This is a genomic window from Terrabacter lapilli, from assembly GCF_039531305.1.
In the GTDB taxonomy this organism is placed as follows: Bacteria; Actinomycetota; Actinomycetes; order Actinomycetales; family Dermatophilaceae; genus Terrabacter; species Terrabacter lapilli.
Window position 1 is genome coordinate 169009 of sequence record NZ_BAAAPU010000011.1, and the last position, 17365, is coordinate 186373.

Sequence of the window (17365 nt, forward strand, 5' to 3'; positions counted from 1 at the left end):
CGTGCCGGACACCGCGCCCGACCCCGGCGACCTGCTCGCCCGCGCCTCGAGCCGGCTCGGCGCGTTCGTCGCCGATCTGCGCACCCTCGTGGCCGTCGACAGCGGCTCACGGCACGTGCCCGGCATCCGTCAGGTGGCCGAGTGGGCGACTGCCAGGCTCCAGCGGGCGGGCTTCGACGTCGAGCAGCGTCCGGTCGAGGACGCCGACGGCGTTCCTCTGGGCCCGGTCGTCGTGGCCCGCCGGCCGGCCGCCGGCCGCCGGGTCCTGCTCTTCGCGCACATGGACACCGTCTTCGCACCCGGCACGGCAGCCGCCCGCCCGCTGCGGCTCGTCGGCCACCGCGCCCTCGGTCCCGGCGTCTGCGACGACAAGGGAGGCCTCCTCGCCGGCCTGTACGCGTGCGAAGTGCTCGTCGAAGCGGGGCTCGCCGACGACGTCGACCTCACGGTGGTCCTCACGCCGGACGAGGAGATCGGGGCTCCCGGCAGTGCGGCCGTCCTCGCCGAGCTCGCCCGGGTGAGCGACGCGGCCCTGTGCCTCGAGGGCGCCCGGGAGTCCGGTGACCTCGTCTCGTCGCGCAAGGGGGTCGCGGACCTGCACTTCCGCGTCCGCGGGCGCGCGGCCCACTCCGGCATCGAGCCGGGGCGCGGCGCCAGCGCGGCCGTGGAGGCGGCTCACCTCACCCTCGCCGCGACGGCCCTGGACGGCTCCGCGCCCGGCCTCACCGTCAACGTGGGGGTCGTCGAGGCGGGGTCCCGGCCCAACGTCGTCGCCGAAGAGGCGCGGGTCGTCGCCGAGGTGCGTGCCACCACGTCCGCGGCCCTCGACGCCGCCGTCGAGCAGCTCCGTCGCCACGCCGCGCGTCCGGTCACTCCCGGCGTGGGCGTCGAGCTCGAGGTCCGGGACCGCACCGAGCCCATGGAGCCCACCCCGAGCAGTGAGGCCCTGGCCCGGCTCGCGCTCGAAGTCGCGGCCGGACTCGGCCTGGACGTCGGCGCGGTCTCGACCGGTGGTGTCTCCGACGCGAACACCGTTGCTGCTGCAGGCTGCCCGACGCTCGACGGGCTCGGCCCCGTCGGCGGTGACGACCACAGCGACTCCGAGTGGCTCGACCTGTCGTCGGTGCCGTCACGGGTGGCGCTCCTCGCGTGCCTCGTCGCCCGCCTCGGCCGAGGCGCCCTCGACGCCGAGGGCGCTGCCGACGCCGAGCGCGCTGCCGACGCCGAGCGCGCTGCCGACGCCGAGGCCGCTTCGGTCACGGGCAGCTCGGTGCTCGCCTGAGGCGCCGTGCAGGACCGAGGAAGAGCCGAGATGCTCGCCTCACCCGCCAGGCCGACGGCGCTCTCGCGCGCGTCCCGCCGTGCCGACCCGATCTCTGAGCGAGAGTTGACCCATGAGCACTGACCCCGTAGCCGCGGCCCACGACGGAAGCGTGGCCGACCTGGTCCGGCGGTCGCTCGGTGGCCTCAGCATGTCCGAGCGCAAGGTGGCTCGGGCGCTGCTCGCGGCATACCCGGTCGCCGGCCTCGAGACCGTCGCGAGGCTCGCCGCCCGGGCCGGCGTGAGCGGCCCGACCGTCGTGCGGTTCGTGGCCCGGCTCGGCTTCGACGGCTACGCCGACTTCCAGCGGGCGCTGCGCGAGGACCTCGCCGCGCAGGCGGCCTCGCCCCTGGCTCTCTACGAGCGCGCCGACCGCCGGCGCGAGGGGGACCGGGGCGGCGACGACCTCGTGTCGCGCGCCGGGGAGAGCGCCCGGGCCGCGACGGCGGCAACGTTCGCGTCCCTGTCGGCGGACGAGGTCGAGCGCGCCGTCGAGGTGCTCGCGACGAGCCGGCGGGTGCTGCTCTCCGGCGGCCGATACAGCGTCCTGCTCGCGCGCTACCTGCACCAGCACCTGGAGCAGTTGAGACCGCGCGCCACGATGGTCCCGGAGCCGGTCTCCTCGCGCGCGGCCGCGCTGTCGGAGCTCTCGCGCAAGGACGTCGTCGTGCTCTTCGACTTCCGCCGCTACGAGCCGCAGGCCCGGTCGCTGGCGCAGGAGGCCCGCCGGCGGCACGCGCGGGTGCTGCTGTTCACCGACTCCTATCTCTCGCCGGTCGCGGCCACGGCGGACGTGGTCCTCGCCGCCGATGTCTCGTCGGTCTCCCCGTTCGACACGATGGCCACGTCGATGTTCCTCGTCGAGACGTGCATCGCCGGTGTCGTCGAGCGACTGGGCGACGAGGCCCGTGACCGGATGACGCAGATCGAGACCGCGGCCGGCCGGCTGGGCCTGTACTGACCCGGCCGAGCGGCGTCCGGCAGGTGCCGTGGACTCAGGCCACCGGGCTGGCGCCCAGGGTGAGGGTCGCCGAGTGCTGGGAGCCGTCCTGGCCGGTCCACGCAATGCCGACCCGGTCGCCGGGGTTGGCCCCGACCAGGGCCGCCGACACGTCGTCTGGCGAGGAGACGGGGTGACCGTTCAGGCTCGTGATGACGTCGCCGGCCTGCAGCCCGGCGTCGGCAGCTGCCCCACCGCTGAGGACACCGCTGACCTGGGCCCCGGGCGTCATGGCTGCGTAGCCATCGGACCCGTAGCCGTAACCGCCGTTGCCGCCGCCTCCGTACGAGGCGGCGCTGCCGACCTCGACGCCGAGGAAGGCGGCCGGGCCGATGCGGACGGTGCCCGTCTCGTGGCCGGACTGGATCTGCCGGGCGATGGACAGGGCGCGGGCGATCGGGATGGCGTACGCGTCAGGCGCGCCGCCGGACGAGCCGGCCGTGTCGATGCCGACCACCTCGCCCTGCGCGTCGAACAACGGCCCACCCGAGTCGCCGGCGAGGACGTCGGCGTCGGTCTCGAGCATGCCGTCGAGGGTCTCGGGGGAGGTCCCGTCCTCCGACCGTGCGGTGACCGAGGCGTCGAGGGAGGTGATCCGCCCGTCGGCGGCGGTCAAGCTCCCGGTCCCGCCGGCGTTGCCCACCGCCGTCACGGCTGCGCCCACCGCAATCCCGTCCGTGTCGGGCTTGATGGTCGTCAGCCCGGACGCACCGGCGAGCTGGATGAGCGCGACGTCGTGGGCCTCGTCACTGCCGACGACGCTCGCCTGGTAGGTCTGGCCGGTCGCCGCCACCGTCACGCGGATGGATCCTGCGCCGTGGACCACGTGGTAGTTGGTGAGCACCTGACCGTCCGGGGTCAGGACCATGCCGGTCCCGGCGGCCCGGCCGTTCTGGTACGGCAGGGTCGTGTCGATGAGCACGACACCTGCCGACTGGGCCTTCGTCGCGGCCTGCGAGGCCGTGCCGGCGCTGGAGCCGTCCGAGCCGCCCGAGCCGTATGCCGGGTCGCCCGAACCGTCCGAGCTCCCCGGCATCCCCGAGCTCCACGGTTGCGAACCGGAGCCGTCCGGGGTCGCGGACCAGTCCTGCCAGTCCTGCACGGTGGCACCGTGCTGGGCCCGGACAGCCGCGACGGCCGGCGCGCCGGCGGCGAGGCCGAGGGAGAGCGCCGCGGCCAGCGCGAGCGTCCCGCGCCGGACCCGCCACCTGCGAAGGGGCGAGCCGGGTGCGTTCTGGGATGACGGACCGGCGGGCACCGGGTTGCCTGATGTGCTCATCTGCGCTTCCTCCGAGACGATGTGGATCTGCTGCCACCAGTCGAACGCCGCCTGCCATGCGGACCCTCTGGGCCGGCCATGAGCCGGTTGTGAACCGCCTGCACCGGGACCTTCGCCCCTAGGCCCCTGCAAGGCCGCTGGGAAGGCTGGGAGCAACAGCCGGCACAGCCGAGTCAGGGGGTCTGTCATGCAACTGCCCGACAGCACGGCGACGAGCACGCCGACCACACCGCCGAGCAACCCGACGACCGTCGCAGCGGCCAGGACGCCGCTGCCGCGCGGCCTCGCGTGGTCGGGGGTCGCCCGGTGCGTCGTGACGAGCGCCGGGATGCTCGTGCGCCGACAGGTCCGCTTCCCCAGGACGCAGGTGGGCCGCCGCATCGGCTTCGCCGACCGCACGGGTGCGCGGGTCTACCGGGACACGAGAGTCGCTCGTCCCGCCGTGGAGCCGTGCTTCCTCGCCGTGACCTTCCGCCTCCGAGCCGTCCGCGGCCGGGGCCACGCGTGGTTCCGCGCCGAGAGCTGGCTCAACACACCGCTCTTCGTCGGCTTCCCCGGCTTCGTCTCCAAGCTGTGGCTCACGCACGACGAGCAGGGTCGCTACCGCGGCCTCTACGAGTGGGACGGGCCCGATCGTGCTGAGACGTATGCCCGCTCGCTCTGGCACGTCCTGGCGCTGGTGAGCGAGCCACGCTCCATCGACTACCGCATCGTGCCGGGTGTGCGCCGTGGCGACATCCTCGCCGACACCAGCGTGCTGGCCCGGTGGTTCCCGGACGAGGAGGGTGCCTGGTGGCGCGTGGTGGCAGTGACCTGACCGACGGCGCCGACGTCCTGGTCGTGGGGGCCGGACCCACTGGTCTCGCCCTGGCGCTGGAGGCCCACGCCTCCGGTGCGAACGTGCGGATCATCGAGCGCAGGGCCGAGTCCTTCCGCCCGTCGCGGGCGATGATCATGCACTCGCGCACCCTCGAGGTGCTGCGGCCGCTGGGAGTGGTCGACGAGCTGCTCGACCGGGCGGACCGATCCCCACGCGCGCAGCTGCACCTGGGCTCCCGCACGGTCGCGGCGCAGCTGGGTGACGTGGCCCTCGGCGACACGGCATACCCCCACCTGACGCTCGTGCGGCAGGCCGACGTGGAGGACGTCCTGGCCGACGCGCTGGCGGCGCGCGGCGTCACGGTCGAGCGTGGTGTCGAGCTCGTCGGCGGCTCGGCCGGGGTGGACGGCATGCACGTCCACGTCCGCTCCGACGACGAGGTCGCGCCGGCCTCGTGCCGCTTCCTCGTGGGGTGCGACGGCCCGGACAGCCTCGTGCGGCGGCTGGCAGGCATCGGCTGGCGGGGCGGGCGCTACGCGCAGGAGGTGGTGCTCGCGGACGTGGAGCTCGACGGGATGCTGGAACCGGGCGTGCTCCACGTGGTCGCCGGACGACACGGTCTCGTGTTCCTGTTCGCGCTCGGCGAGGGGGCGAGCTGGCGACTGCTCGCCACGCGTCCGGCCGACCGCGCCACCGAGGCGGCGTTCGGCCAGCCGGCCGGCGAGGTGCCGCTGCCCGAGGTGCAGCTGCTGCTCGACGACTCGGGGCTCGGGGCTCGGGCCACCGACATGGTGTGGTCGGCTCGGGTGCCGCTGCAGCACCGGTTGGCCACGTCGTTCCGCCGGGGGCCGGTCTTCCTCGCGGGGGACGCGGCGCACGCCGGCTCGCCGGCGGGCGGTCAGGGCATGAACACCGGCATCCTCGACGCGACGAACCTCGGGTGGAAGCTCGCCTTCGCGGCCGGTGGCGGACACCCTGGCGGTCGGCACCAGGAGCTCCTGGCCTCCTACGACCTGGAGAGGCGGCCGGCCGCCGCCCAGGTGCTGGCCCTCACCCACCTGATCTTCTTCGGTGAGGCCTCCACGCACCCGCTCCCGGCATTCCTCCGCGGCTCCGTGCTGCCGTATGCTGCGCCGGCCCTGCCCGTGCTCCTGCGGCAGCGCCCGCTGCTGGCGGCCGTCGTGGCGCTGCTCTCGCAGCGGTGGGTGCGCTACAGGAGCAGCCCGCTGTCGGTCGCGGGCAGCCCGACGAGCCACGGGGCTCGGCCCGGCGACCGGCTGCCGGACCAGACGGTCACGTGTGAGCGACGCTCACGACGGCTGCACGAGCTGACCGCGGAGCCAGGGGTGCACGTGCTCCTCGAGCGCCACACCGTCGTGCCGGAGCTGCCGGCAGCCACTCGGCTCGTCACCGTCCACCGCATCGACAGCTGGCCGGGACGGGGGCTCCTCGCCGTGCGACCCGACGGCCACGTCGGCTACCGGACGGGGCGGCTGGTCGACGACGACCTGGCACGGTGGCTCCGACTGGTCGGCCGCTGAGTCACCCGGGCGCCCGTGCACCGACCCGCCGACGAGGCAGGTCCGCCTGTCAGCCCCGGGTGCTCTTCGCGCTCTGTGCCTTCGCGCTCTCTGCGGAGGTGTCGACGGTGCTCCGGTCGGCACTCGCCCGCCACTGCTCGGCGCCCGCGGTCGTGCGCCTCGCCCTCCCGTGGTCGCCGTACCAGTCGAGCACCATGATGGTCGCGTCGTCGGACAGCGCATGGCCGCACTGCTCCAGCACCAGCCCGGTCAGGCGTCGACTCGCCTCCCGCGGATGCAGCTCTCGGGTGCGGCTGATCTGGTCACTCAGGTCCACCCCGGCGGCGTTGCGCTCCAGCATGCCGTCGGTGACCAGCACCAGCCGGTCCCCGGGCTCGAGCGCCAGCTCAGTGCTGTGGTACTCGGTGTCCGCGAAGAGTCCGAAGGGCACGTCGGGGGCGAGGGCCACGGCCGTCACGCCCCCGGCGCGGTGCAGGTAGGGAGGCACGTGGCCGGCGTTGACGACCTCCAGCGAGCCGGTCCTGAGGTCGAGGCGGGAGAGCAGGCCGGTGGCGAAGTGCTCCGTGAGGCTCTCGGTGGTGTGCTCGAGGATCGCCGCGTTGGCCGCCCCGGCCTGTTCCGTGAGCGAGCCGCTCATCCGCCGGGTGTTGCGCAGGCTGTTGACGCACAAGGTGGCGGTCAGCGCGCTGGCCACGCCGTGGCCCATGGCATCGGTCAGCGACAGGTGCAGCTCGTCGCGCGCCATGGAGTAGTCGAAGGTGTCGCCGCCGACCGAGGCTGCCGGCTCGAGCCACGCTGCGAGGGTGAAGGCCCCGCCCTCGCAGGTGAAGGCCGGCGGCAGCAGCCGGCGCTGGATCTCGGCGGGCAGGGAGAACAGGCTGCTGCGCTCGGCCCGCTCGAACAGGTCGGTGTGTCGCCGGTTCGCGATGATGACAAAGGCGAGCAGGTGGGCGATGCGGGCGATCTGGGCGTGGGCGGCGGCGTCGGGCAGCTCCGGCAGGGAGAGCTGGAGGAGGCCGAGCACCTCGCCTCGTTCCGTGACCGGGCTGAGCACCACCCAACCTCCGGCCCCGTTGGCGAGCCCGGAGTCGGCGGCCGGGAACACCTGAATGGTCTGGGTCCGGAGCGCAGCCTCGACCGGCCCTCCAGCCGTGATCGGCACGATGACCGACTCTTCACCGTCGTCGATCCGCATGCGTCCCTCGCCGCCCAGCCCTTGCGCGGCCAGGGCCCCCCTGGAGGAACCGTGCGACATGCGCACGAGGGCGCCACCCCCCAGGTCGGCGATGAGGAAGAAGGCGGCGGGCGACCGCAGGCGGCGCGCCAGGGTGGCGGTCGCCGCGTCGACGGCCTGCAGCGGCGACGCGTTCTCCACGGCGTCGAGGACACCGCCGAGAAGATCCTCCGCGTCCTCGCTGTGCTCCACCGCACCACAGTATGGCGGAGGGCCTGCCGTGGGCGGACTTTGCGCACGGAGGTCGGAGCCGAGCGAGGCGCAGCGCATCCGCGGCCAGATGCGGTTGGGCCCGATCGGGGCCCGGGTACGGTCGAACCGTGAGCGAGACCCTCAACTGGACCACCGACCCCGTCGACCTCGAGGGCGTCGAGCCCGCCGACCCGCCGACCGAGATGCTCCCCGGGCTCTGGCACGGCGGCTGCCCGGTGGACTTCCAGTGGGTCCGCGAGACCGGCATCGACACGGTCGTCGACCTGGCGGACCCGGACGCCTACCCGCCGCCGGAGGACATCGAGGGGCTCGCCTACCTCAAGTGCCCGCTCGTCGACGGCGAGGACGTCCCGGACCCGGCGCTCACGCTGCGCCTCGCCCACCTCGTGGCGGGCCTCGTCGACGAGGGCCGCCGGATCCTCGTGCACTGCACCTTCGGGCGCAACCGCTCGGGCCTGGTCATGACGCTCATCGTCCGCGAGCTCCTCGGCATGTCCGGTGCCGACGCCCTGGCTCACGTCCAGCAGCGACGCGAGCGCACGGTGAACAACGCGGACTTCGCCGAGTGGCTGCGCTCGCTGCCGGCGCCGTCCGCCTCCGATCCCGCCGCCTGAGCGGGGACGTCCGCGCCGCGGCTCAGAGGGGCGTGCCCCACAGTTCGAGCTCGGCGGGGAGCCAGTCGAGGTCGCGCCCGTGGTGCCGGCAGTCCCAGATGCGGAACACCACGCCCGCGAGGTCGGCGATGCGGTCGAGCAGCGGCAGGCCCTCCCAGCCCAGCACGTCGTGGTCGTATGCCGTACAGAAGTCCCGGTAGGTGCCCCGGTCCAGCTCGCCCGCGCGGAACCGGCGGGACGCGCTCGCCAGGTCGTACTCGCGAGGTGCCACCGCGACCCAGTCGAGGTCGATGAGGGCGGCCCGCGTCCCGTCGTGCATGACGTTCGAGGGTGACACGTCGCCGTGGATGACGCCGTATCCGAGCTCGGACCGCACGCCGGCGAGGGCGGACAGCAGCCCGTCGCGCGCCGACCTGAGCACCTCGGCGTCCTCCTCGGGCAGCACCGCCACCTGCGACTCGAGGCGCGAGAGCGGTGACCAGAGCGCGACGTCGGCGTCCGCGTGCTCGGTGTGGAAGTCCCGCAGCAGGGCACCGACCTCGGGCCACGTGACCGGGGGGCCACCAGCCAGGCGCGGGGCGACGGTGACGACACCGTGCGGCGTCACGACACTCGGGACGAGCGCCGTGGTCGCCGTGCGTGACCCGGCCAGGGCAGCATGGATCCTGTCGAGGTGCGCCGCGTCGGTCCCGGGCGGGTAGACCTTGACGACGTGGACCCCGGCGCCCAGCACGACGGTGGTGAGCAGGCCCAGCACCTCGCCGGCATCTCCCACCTCGACCGGCAGGTGCGGGCGCGCCAGCTCGAGTGCTGCAACCGCGTCGGACCCACCCCAGCCCGGGGCGGGCAGCGGCAGCGCGACCGCTTCGACGGCGCCACCGACGACCGCGGCCGCCTCCGGGCCTGCACCGATCTCGGAGCCCGGCACGGCACCGCGCGCGACGTCGGGCACGACGACGGCAGGTCCCGGCTGGGACGCGGCGGACGGCATACGGAAGCTCCTGGGGACGAGGTCCGTCCCGGTGACGCGGGCTGCTGACGCGCCGACGGACGCGGAACGTTAACACGCAGCGAACCCCTTGCGAACGCCTGCCGTCGCGGCGCCGGGGCACTGGCAGGATGAGCGCCATGACGACGGACGTCCCGCTCAGTGTGCGCACCCCCTCACCCCTGGGCGAGTTCCTTCGCGCGCGACGGCACGAGCTCGCGCCGGAGGAGGTCGGGATCAAGCGCGCCAAGGGCCGGCGCCGCGTGGGCCTCAGCCGTACCGAGGTGGCCGAGCTCGCCGACATCTCGGTGGCCTACTACGACCTCATCGAACGCGGCCGCGACCTGCGCCCCAGCCGAAGCGTCATCGACGGGCTCGCCCGCGCCCTGATGCTCGGCGCCGACGAGCGCGCGCACCTGACCGCCCTCGCCACCGGCGGCCCGTCACGACGGCCGCAGGCTCCCGAGGAGCTGACCGAGGAGCTCGAGGAGCTGCTCGACTCCATCGACCCCAACCCGGCCTACGTCGTCGGCGCCCGGTGGGACGTCCTCGGCGCGAACCACACCGCCTGCCAGCTCTTCACGGACTGGGAGGGCAAGCGCAGCAAGCGCGAGCGCAACCTGCTGTGGTTCTACTGCTGCGACCCCGCGGCCCGCAGCCTCTTCGTCGACTGGGAGCAGGAGGCGGCCGACCAGCTCGCGCTCTTCCGCGAGGCGTACGCGCGCCACCCGGACGACCCGTCGTTCAAGCGCATCCTCGACGAGGTCTTCAAGGGCAACCCGGCCACGGTCCAGTGGTGGGAGCAGCACGACACCGACCCGACGCGCGGGCGCACCAAGCGGATCCGCCTCGACACCGGCCAGGTCATCCGACTGCACCAGCTCGTGCTGCAGGTCGCCGACGAGCCGGACATCCGCGTCATCAGCTACTTCGCGGACGCCGACGTGGACCTCGACGACCTGGACCTCCGCGACTGAGCCGTCGGCCCCGCCGGTGGGTCAGGCGGGGTCAGACCGGTCAGTCCCGTGGGTTCGGCCCGTGGTCAGGCCGGACGCGCCACGACGACGACGTTCTCGTCGTAGTGACGCTGCACCGGGTCGAACCGGCCACCGCACGTGACGATGTGCAGGCTCGGCGGCCCGTCGGTGCGGAACAGCGCGGCCAGGTCCAGGCGCGTCTTGCGCACGGCCTGCACCTCGGTGACGACGAAGCGCCGCGAGGTCGTGCCGCTGTCGACGACGACCGTGTCGCCAGGAGCCACGTCGGCCAGGCGTCCGAGCGGGCCGGTGCCGTACCACGGCTGGTCGAGGTGGCCCGCGATGACGGTCGCGCCCTGCGGGTCGCCGGGGTGGGCCCCGAAGCGGTACCACCCGGCGTCGGCGGGGCTGCGTGGTAGGGCCATCTCCCCGTTCGCGGCGACGCCGACCGGGACGACCGGCATCTGCAGGCCGACGGAGTCGATGGTGAGCCGGGTGGGTGCTGCGGGCGCCGGCGCGGGACGGGTCGGCTCTGCCGGGGTTGCTGTGACGGTCGATGCCGGTGGGGCTCCCGACTGGACCCCACGCGTCGGCGCGGCGGCCGCGGGCGTCGGGACGGCTGTCGTGGTGGGCGAGCCGCCCGGTGTCGCGGTCGACGAGCTCGTCCCGCGCATCGCGGCGCCCAGGGCGGCGGCGTCGCCCGGCTGCGGACGCGTCACCCACAGGACGAGCAGGCCCGCCACGAGGGCGGCGACCACTGCGGCCACCGCCCTCGCCGGGCTGACTCTCGGGCCCACGGAGCCCGTCAGCGGGTCGGGACCGCGCGGCGGCGGGCGAGGAGCACCGCGCCGGCGGCCAGAGCGGCCGCGCCGCCGATGCCGGCGTACCGGGCGAGGTCGGACAAGGCCTGGGCCTGGCCGCCCTCACCGGCGGGGACGCCACCGGGCGCCGAGTGCATGCCGCCGATGGTCTGGACGGCCAGCTTCAGGTTCTTGTCATTGGCGCTGCCCCACGCATAGACGACCGTGTTGGTGCCCTCCTTGAGCATCAGGTCGGCCGGTCCGATGACCACCGTGGAGGTGCCCGCCAGGACGACGTCGGCCTTGACCGTGCCCGCCGGGACCGCGCCCTTGGCCTCGTTGGGGTTGGTGAGGTTCTTGAACACGGGGGTGCCGCCGGCGCGGACGTCGACGGCAGGGGCCGCCGCGTCGTGGCGGACCGTGACCCGCGCCTGGCCCGCCGGCACCATCGAGGTGTCGTTGACGTAGGGCGTCAGCTCGGGCGTGCCGGAGGCGTCGAGGTGGGCGACGACGGTGATGTTGGCTCCGGCGGGCACCTTGACCCCGTTCGCCTGCATGATCGCCTTGCCGGAGGGACCAGCCCCGGCAGCGGTGACCTTGAGGTCGTAGGTTCCGGCCGGCAGCATCTGCGGGTCGGTGAGGGTTCCGGGCTTGAAGTTCGTCAGCAGCGCCTTGCCGTTGACGTAGACGTCGACCTTGGCACCCGGGACGGCGTGCAGGATCGAGACCGTGGCGTCCGACGCGGCGTTGGCCGGCAGGGCGGCGGCAGCGAGCGGGGCCAGGGCGAGGGCGGCCGCAGCCGCGATACGAGGGGTCTTCACGAGGGGTTTCTCCTTGCTCAGGTCAAGCCGAATCGGTGACGAGAAGCGCGACCTCGGTGGCCGTCGCTGCCCGTTTTTCGAAGCAAGGAGCCGCTCGGATGGGCCGGATCCGAAGTCTTTTCCGAGCGTCACGTCCGCCGGAGAGGGAGCAGAGCCGGGTCGGGCAGTCAGCGCGCAGTCGGCGCGCAGTCGGCGCGAGTCAGGGTCGCTCAGCGGCGGCGGGTGCCGAAGAGGCTGCGGGTGATCTCCCGGCCGATGACGGTGCCGGCCGAGCGGAGCATCGAGCGGAACGCCGTGGACTGCACGACCTGCTCGACGACGCCCGGCTCCTCCTTGGGCGCCCGCCCCTGCCTCGGCGCCGGGGCGGGAGCCGGTGCCTGGGCATCGGGCGTCGGAGCGGGCTCGGCGGGGGCCGGGGGAGCCGCCTGCAACCGCGCTGTCAGCAACTCGTAGGCCGACTCGCGGTCGACGACGTCGGCATACTTCGTCTTGAGCGCCGAGCCGTTGACGACGGCGTCCAGGGTCGCCTGCGGGGAGGGGTCCATCAGCGAGTTCGGCGCCTTCATCCGGGTCCACGCGACGGGCGTCGGGACGCCCCTGTCGGACAGGACCGTCACCACCGCCTCGCCGATGCCGAGGCTCGTGAGCAGCTTCTCCATGTCGTACGCCGTGTGCGGGTAGGTCGCGATCGCCTGCTTGAGGGCCTTCGCGTCGTCGGGCGTGAAGGCGCGCAGCGCGTGCTGCACGCGGTTGCCGAGCTGGGCGAGCACGCCGGAGGGGACGTCCTTGGGCGACTGCGTCACGAAGAAGACACCGACGCCCTTGGAGCGGATGAGGCGCACCGTCTGCTCGATGGCCTGCAGGAACGCCTTGCTCGCGTCGTTGAAGAGCAGGTGCGCCTCGTCGAAGAAGAAGACGAGCTTGGGCTTGTCGAGGTCGCCCTCCTCGGGCAGGTCGTGGAAGAGGTCGGCGAGCAGCCACATGAGGAAGGTGGAGAAGAGCTGCGGCCGGTCCTGCACCTGGGGCAGCTCGAGGCAGGAGATGATGCCTCGGCCGTCGGGGGCCGTGCGCAGGAGGTCGCTCGTCTCGAACTCGGGCTCGCCGAAGAAGTCGCCGGCGCCCTGGTCCTCGAAGGTGATGAGGTTGCGCAGGATCACCCCGGCCGTCGCGCTCGAGAGGCCACCGAGCTCCTTGAGGTCGGCCTTGCCCTCGTCGGAGGTCAGGTGCGTGATGACGGCGCGCAGGTCCTTGAGGTCGAGCAGCGCCAGGCCGTTCTTGTCGGCGTAGTGGAAGATCAGCCCGAGGCTGCTCTCCTGCGTGTCGTTGAGGCCGAGGACCTTGGACAGCAGGGTGGGGCCGAAGCCGGTGATGGTGGCCCGGATCGCGATGCCGGTGCCCTTGCCGCCGAGCGTGTAGAGCTCGGTGGGGTATGCCGTCGCCGTCCACGACATGCCGACGTCGGCCGCGCGGGCGGTGATCTTGTCGCTGGCCTCGCCCGGGGTGGCGAGCCCGGAGAGGTCGCCCTTGAGGTCGGCGAGGAACACCGGGACACCCTGCTCGGACAGCTGCTCGGCCATGAGCTGGAGCGTCTTCGTCTTGCCGGTGCCGGTGGCGCCCGCGACGAGGCCGTGCCGGTTGAGCACGCTGAGCGGGACCTGCACCGGGGCGTCGGCGTGGGCCTGCCCGTCCACCACGGCGGCGCCGAGCCTGAGCACGTCCCCGTCGAACGCGTAGCCCGCCCGGATCTCGTCGAGCTGGGGGTTCGACGACGGGTCGCCGCCGGTCTTCTGGACTCCGGTGTCGGTCACGCCTCGAACTGTAACGGGCGGCCCACCCCCGGCGCTGTCTATGCTGACCCGGTGATTTTCAAGGCCGTCGGCGACTCGCGCCCGTACCCCGACCATGGACTCGAGACGACCAAGGACTGGTCCAACGTGCCGCCGCGTGTGGTCCAGCTCGGCGAGCTCATCACCACCAAGAGCACGCTCGACCTGCGTGGGCTGCTCGCCGACGACTCGACCTTCTACGGCGACCTCTTCCCGCACTGCGTCGAGTGGGAGGGCGAGCTCTACCTCGAGGACGGCCTGCACCGGGCACTTCGCGCCGCGCTGCAGCAGAGGCCTGTCCTTCACGCCCGGGTCCTCGTACTGTGACCCCGGACCGCCCGACCGGGGCGGTTGCCGAGCGGCTCGCGAGCGGGTCGGGAGCAAGGAGCGTGGATGTCGCAGGCGGTTGACGACGACGACCGGCCCTACCGGAGGCGCCGCCAGCGCCGGGCGACGATCGTCATCGCGGTCGTCCTGCTGGGGCTGGCGGGGGCGTTCTACTACGCCTCCACCTACTTCCGTGACACGGCGCCGAAGCCGCAGCCGTGCACCACGGAGGTTGCTGCCGCGCCGCTGACACCCCAGGACGTCAGCCTCGACGTCTACAACTCGACGAACCGCACCGGCCTCGCCGCCGCGGTGGCCAAGCAGGCCGGGGCCCGGGGGTTCAAGATCAAGGCCGTCGGCAACGACCCCTTGGGCCCGTCCGCCAAGCAGGTGGCCCAGATCCGCTTCGGCCCGGAGGGGGAGGCGTCGGCCAAACTGCTCAAGACGCACGTGCCCCAGGCCGTCCTCGTCAACGACAAGCGCAAGGGCGACACGATCGACCTCGCGGTCGGGGCGGCCTGGAAGGGCTTCGGCAAGGTGCCCGTCGTCATCACCCCCACCCAGACGCTGCGCCCCTGCCCCACGGTGACCGTCCAGCAGTGACCCGAGCGTGCGTATGCCGTCCGGCGCAGACTGCGCCGGACGGCATACGTCCTCGGGGCGGCGGGGCCTCCCGGCCGCTCAGGTGAGCGGGGAGGCGGCCTTGACGAACTCGTTGGTGTACGTCTTGGCGAGGTCGATGTCCTTGCCCTTGACCTTCGGGTTGAACTCGCCCAGCACGGCCAGGCAGGTCTTCGGGCCGTCCTCGGGCATCAGGCCCGTGGGGTTGAAGATGCCCTTCTCGCTGTCGAGGGCCTTGACGTAGGCGTCCTTGCCGACGCCCTTGTAGTACGCGGCCGGCATCTTGTCGGCGATCGCGGCGCCGTCGTGCTGCTGGATCCAGGCGAGCGTCGAGACGTAGGCGTTGACGAGCTTCTGCACCGTGTCCTTGTTCTGGTTGACCCAGGCGGTCGGCATGTACAGCGAGGTCGCCGGGTAGGTGCCGCCGAGTGCCGCCTTGGAGCCCTCGGCCGTGCGCATGTCGAGCAGGATGAATGCGGTTCCGTACGAGACCGCTTGCGAGACAGTGGGTTCGGTCGTCATGCCGCAGTCGATGGCCTTCTGCTTCATCGCCGCGAGGAACGTCTGTCCGGCGCCGACGCCACGGCGGGTCTCCTGGGCCGGGTCGACGCCGTTCTTCTTGCTGAGGTACTGCGTGAGGAAGTCGGTGGACGAGCCGGTGTCGGTGATGCCGAGCGAGCGGCCCTTGAAGTCGGCCGGACCCTTGACGGTGCCCTTGAGGTCGCTGCGGCACAGCTCCACCTCGCCGGGGATCTGGAGCATCGAGACGACGGCCTCGGACGACTTGCCCTGCGCCTGCAGGGCGATGTTGTGGTCGTAGAAGCCGCCGACGCCCTGCACCTGCCCGGCGAGCATGTTCTCGGTCGCGTCGCCCCCGGCGGGCTCGTCGACGAGGTTGACGTTGACGCCGGCCTTCTCGTAGTAGCCGAGCTGCTTGGCGAGCATGAACGGCAGGTAGATCTGCTTGCTCATGCCGCCGACCATGATCGTGACGGTGGGGGCGTTCGCGTTCGCCGTGCCGGCGGCTCCCGCCCCGGCGCTCGACGAGCCCGAGGCGTTGTTGGCGCAGGCGGCCATGGTGGTTGCGGCGAGGAAGGCGGCGCCTGCGGCGCCGATGCGCTTGGTGTTCATGGGAACTCTCCTTTGAGTGTGGTGCGGGGTGCTGGGTGGGTGGTCGCGCTGGTCCTGCTACTCGACGGCGGCTCCTCCGTGGGTCTGCGGCGGCCGCCAGCGCAGCAGGCGCCGCTCGAGGAGGCTGATCAGGCCTTCGGCCGTCAGGGCGATGACGGCGACGAGGACCATTCCGGCCAGGACGCCGTTCATGTCGAAGTTGTTCTGCGACGAGCGGATGAGCAGGCCCAGGCCCTGGTTGGCGCCGAGGATCTCCCCGACCAGGGCGCCGATGAGGGCGAAGCCGAAGCTGATGTGCAGGCTCGCGAGGATCCACGTGAAGGCCGACGGCAGCACGACGTCGCGCGTCACCTGCCAGCGGGAGGCGCCGAGCAGCCGGGCGTTCGCGATGAGGTTGCGGTCGACCTCGCGGGCGCCCTGGAAGGCGTTGAAGAAGACACCGAAGAAGACGAGCACCACGGCGAGGATCACCTTGGACTGGATGCCGAACCCGAAGGCGACGGTGAAGATCGAGCCGAGGATGATGCGCGGGATCGAGTTCGCGGCCTTGAGGAACGGGGCGAAGAGCTCGGAGAGGATGCGGACGCGCCCGAGCGCGATGCCGCAGACGACCCCGAGGATCGAGCCGATCACGAAGCCGAGCACCGCCTCCTCGAGGGTGACGAGGATCTGGTCGCCGAGCGAGCCCTGGCTCGTGCCGACGGTGAGCCAGTCGTAGAGGTCGGCCCAGACCCCCTTGGGCTCGCCCCAGAAGAACGGGTCGACGACCTTGGCGTCGACGCAGGCCTGCCACGTGACGAGCAGGACGACGACGATCGCCAGGCGCGCGCCGGCGAGCACGGCGCGGCGCCGGCGCGCACGGGTGCGTGGTGAGGGGGCCGGCGTCGCGGCCGCGGGCGGGAGCTGGGCGGCGACGTCGGTGACCGCTGCGTCACTCTGGGTCGGGGTGTCGATCACGACGCCACCTCCGCGAGACGCGTCGTGCGGGCGTACGCCTCGGCCACCTCGGCGCGCAGCGCCTCCCAGATCTGCTCGTAGAGGCGGGTGAACCGCGGGTCGAAGCGGATCTCCTGCACGACCCGGGGGCGGGGCAGGTCGATCTCGAACTCGGCCTTGACCGTGCCGGGACCGGCCGTGAGCACCACGACCTTGTCGGCGAGGGCGATGGCCTCCTCGAGGTCGTGCGTCACGAACACGACGGCGGGCTTGGTCTGGTCCCACAGGTGCAGCAGCTCGGTCGACATGATCGCCCGGGTCTGCACGTCGAGGGCGCTGAAGGGCTCGTCCATGAGCAGGATCCGCGGCTGGTTGATGAGCGACTGGGCCAGGGCCACGCGCTTGCGCATGCCGCCCGACAGCTGGTGCGGGTAGCGGTCCTCGAAGCCGCTGAGGCCGACCCGGCGCAGCCAGTCGCGGGCCAGCGTCAGGGCCTCCGACCGGCTCCGGCCGCGGTAGAGCGGTCCTGCCGCGACGTTGTCGACGACTGACCGCCACGGGAAGACGGCGTCCTGCTGGAAGACGAAACCGGTGCTCGTGTCGATGCCCCGGACCGGTTCGCCGTGCACGAGCGCCTCACCGCGCGAGGGTTGTTCGAGTCCCGAGACCAGCGTGAGGGTGGTCGACTTGCCGCACCCGGTGGGGCCGACGACGGCGCAGAACTGGCCCTCCTCGACCGTCAGCGACAGGTTCTCGATCGCGGTGTAGGTGCCGCCGTCCGCCGTGGCGAACTTCTTGGTGACGTTGCGTAGCTCGATGGCCGCCATTGGCTCCCGCCCTTTCTCCTCGTTGAGTTGCGTCACCGTAGGAGCCGGGTGGTCGGGGCCGGAATGCTTGTGATCGTTGCCGTTGATAG

The 17365-nt window shown here is 72.8% G+C and carries 17 protein-coding genes; 8 read left to right on the forward strand and 9 right to left on the reverse strand.

Translation table 11 applies throughout. The features are described from left to right. Position 1 precedes the first annotated feature (1 nt). Positions 2–1282, forward strand: a complete 1281-nt coding sequence (locus tag ABD241_RS18340) for a M20 family metallopeptidase (RefSeq protein ID WP_344066129.1) — start codon at positions 2–4, stop codon at positions 1280–1282. 112 nt (positions 1283–1394) lie between these two features. Further along, complete coding sequence (locus ABD241_RS18345) at positions 1395–2282, forward strand: MurR/RpiR family transcriptional regulator (RefSeq protein WP_344066131.1); 888 nt, start codon at positions 1395–1397, stop codon at positions 2280–2282. A gap of 34 nt (positions 2283–2316) precedes the next feature. Here the strand turns inward: ABD241_RS18345 and ABD241_RS18350 are convergent, their stop codons facing one another. Next, a complete protein-coding gene (locus ABD241_RS18350) occupies positions 2317–3600 on the reverse strand; it encodes a S1C family serine protease (RefSeq protein WP_344066134.1) in 1284 nt (427 codons plus the stop codon). Between the two features lie 187 nt (positions 3601–3787). Here ABD241_RS18350 and ABD241_RS18355 point away from each other — a divergent pair, with 187 nt between their 5' ends. After that, on the forward strand, positions 3788–4417 hold the full coding sequence (locus ABD241_RS18355; RefSeq protein WP_344066137.1) for a hypothetical protein: 630 nt from the start codon (positions 3788–3790) through the stop codon (positions 4415–4417). Next, positions 4393–5961 carry an FAD-dependent monooxygenase gene (locus tag ABD241_RS18360; RefSeq protein WP_344066140.1) on the forward strand — a complete coding sequence of 523 codons (1569 nt, stop codon included), beginning with the start codon at positions 4393–4395 and terminating at the stop codon, positions 5959–5961. Before ABD241_RS18355 ends, ABD241_RS18360 begins: the two co-directional genes overlap by 25 nt. A gap of 49 nt (positions 5962–6010) precedes the next feature. On the opposite strand, the gene ABD241_RS18365 is transcribed toward ABD241_RS18360, so the two are convergent. Then, positions 6011–7387 (reverse strand): PP2C family protein-serine/threonine phosphatase, encoded by a 1377-nt coding sequence (locus tag ABD241_RS18365; RefSeq protein ID WP_344066143.1) that lies wholly within the window; start codon positions 7385–7387, stop codon positions 6011–6013. A 128-nt stretch (positions 7388–7515) separates the two neighbouring features. On the opposite strand from ABD241_RS18365, the gene ABD241_RS18370 reads away from it, so the two are divergent. Further along, positions 7516–8022 carry a protein-tyrosine phosphatase family protein gene (locus ABD241_RS18370; RefSeq protein WP_344066146.1) on the forward strand — a complete coding sequence of 169 codons (507 nt, stop codon included), beginning with the start codon at positions 7516–7518 and terminating at the stop codon, positions 8020–8022. A gap of 22 nt (positions 8023–8044) precedes the next feature. Here ABD241_RS18370 and ABD241_RS18375 read toward each other — a convergent pair whose 3' ends face one another. Beyond that, the gene (locus tag ABD241_RS18375; protein WP_344066148.1) at positions 8045–9013 is read right to left on the reverse strand and encodes a phosphotransferase enzyme family protein; all 969 of its coding nucleotides are present in this window, start codon (positions 9011–9013) and stop codon (positions 8045–8047) included. A gap of 137 nt (positions 9014–9150) precedes the next feature. Between ABD241_RS18375 and ABD241_RS18380 the strand changes: the two genes are divergently transcribed. Next, positions 9151–9987 (forward strand): helix-turn-helix transcriptional regulator, encoded by an 837-nt coding sequence (locus ABD241_RS18380; RefSeq protein WP_344066151.1) that lies wholly within the window; start codon positions 9151–9153, stop codon positions 9985–9987. 65 nt (positions 9988–10052) lie between these two features. On the opposite strand, the gene ABD241_RS18385 is transcribed toward ABD241_RS18380, so the two are convergent. The 3 genes from ABD241_RS18385 to ABD241_RS18395 form a co-directional block, all read right to left on the reverse strand. Continuing rightward, complete coding sequence (locus ABD241_RS18385; RefSeq protein ID WP_344066153.1) at positions 10053–10754, reverse strand: class F sortase; 702 nt, start codon at positions 10752–10754, stop codon at positions 10053–10055. A gap of 38 nt (positions 10755–10792) precedes the next feature. Further along, positions 10793–11608, reverse strand: coding sequence for a DUF4397 domain-containing protein (locus ABD241_RS18390; RefSeq protein ID WP_344066156.1), 816 nt, complete (start codon positions 11606–11608; stop codon positions 10793–10795). A gap of 209 nt (positions 11609–11817) precedes the next feature. After that, a complete protein-coding gene (locus ABD241_RS18395) occupies positions 11818–13512 on the reverse strand; it encodes a helicase HerA-like domain-containing protein (RefSeq protein ID WP_425580826.1) in 1695 nt (564 codons plus the stop codon). On the opposite strand from ABD241_RS18395, the gene ABD241_RS18400 reads away from it, so the two are divergent. Together ABD241_RS18400 and ABD241_RS18405 are read left to right on the forward strand one after the other, a co-directional pair. Further along, complete coding sequence (locus tag ABD241_RS18400; protein ID WP_142182057.1) at positions 13468–13761, forward strand: type II toxin-antitoxin system VapB family antitoxin; 294 nt, start codon at positions 13468–13470, stop codon at positions 13759–13761. The genes ABD241_RS18395 and ABD241_RS18400 overlap by 45 nt on opposite strands. 66 nt (positions 13762–13827) lie before the next feature. Then, positions 13828–14364, forward strand: a complete 537-nt coding sequence (locus ABD241_RS18405; RefSeq protein ID WP_344066162.1) for a LytR C-terminal domain-containing protein — start codon at positions 13828–13830, stop codon at positions 14362–14364. Positions 14365–14442: 78 nt separating this feature from the next. On the opposite strand, the gene ABD241_RS18410 is transcribed toward ABD241_RS18405, so the two are convergent. Genes ABD241_RS18410 through ABD241_RS18420 form a run of 3 tightly spaced genes read right to left on the reverse strand, consistent with a single transcriptional unit; the run spans position 14443 to position 17276 of the window. Then, positions 14443–15513: an ABC transporter substrate-binding protein gene (locus ABD241_RS18410; RefSeq protein ID WP_344066164.1), complete on the reverse strand. Its 1071-nt coding sequence runs from the start codon at positions 15511–15513 to the stop codon at positions 14443–14445. A 57-nt stretch (positions 15514–15570) separates the two neighbouring features. Continuing rightward, positions 15571–16470, reverse strand: coding sequence for an ABC transporter permease (locus ABD241_RS18415; RefSeq protein WP_344066167.1), 900 nt, complete (start codon positions 16468–16470; stop codon positions 15571–15573). Continuing rightward, on the reverse strand, positions 16467–17276 hold the full coding sequence (locus ABD241_RS18420) for an ABC transporter ATP-binding protein (protein ID WP_344066170.1): 810 nt from the start codon (positions 17274–17276) through the stop codon (positions 16467–16469). The genes ABD241_RS18415 and ABD241_RS18420 overlap by 4 nt, the downstream gene beginning before the upstream one ends. Between the last annotated feature and the right edge of the window lie 89 nt (positions 17277–17365).

Bases quoted from the DNA above. Each gene is read 5' to 3' on its own strand.
- ABD241_RS18345 (WP_344066131.1), top strand. From the start codon at position 1,395: ATGAGCACTGACCCCGTAGCCGCGGCCCACGACGGAAGCGTGGCCGAC.
- ABD241_RS18350 (WP_344066134.1), bottom strand. From the start codon at position 3,600: ATGAGCACATCAGGCAACCCGGTGCCCGCCGGTCCGTCATCCCAGAAC.
- ABD241_RS18355 (WP_344066137.1), top strand. From the start codon at position 3,788: ATGCAACTGCCCGACAGCACGGCGACGAGCACGCCGACCACACCGCCG.
- ABD241_RS18375 (WP_344066148.1), bottom strand. From the start codon at position 9,013: ATGCCGTCCGCCGCGTCCCAGCCGGGACCTGCCGTCGTCGTGCCCGAC.
- ABD241_RS18380 (WP_344066151.1), top strand. From the start codon at position 9,151: ATGACGACGGACGTCCCGCTCAGTGTGCGCACCCCCTCACCCCTGGGC.
- ABD241_RS18395 (WP_425580826.1), bottom strand. From the start codon at position 13,512: ATGGTCGGGGTACGGGCGCGAGTCGCCGACGGCCTTGAAAATCACCGG.
- ABD241_RS18405 (WP_344066162.1), top strand. From the start codon at position 13,828: ATGTCGCAGGCGGTTGACGACGACGACCGGCCCTACCGGAGGCGCCGC.
- ABD241_RS18410 (WP_344066164.1), bottom strand. From the start codon at position 15,513: ATGAACACCAAGCGCATCGGCGCCGCAGGCGCCGCCTTCCTCGCCGCA.
- ABD241_RS18420 (WP_344066170.1), bottom strand. From the start codon at position 17,276: ATGGCGGCCATCGAGCTACGCAACGTCACCAAGAAGTTCGCCACGGCG.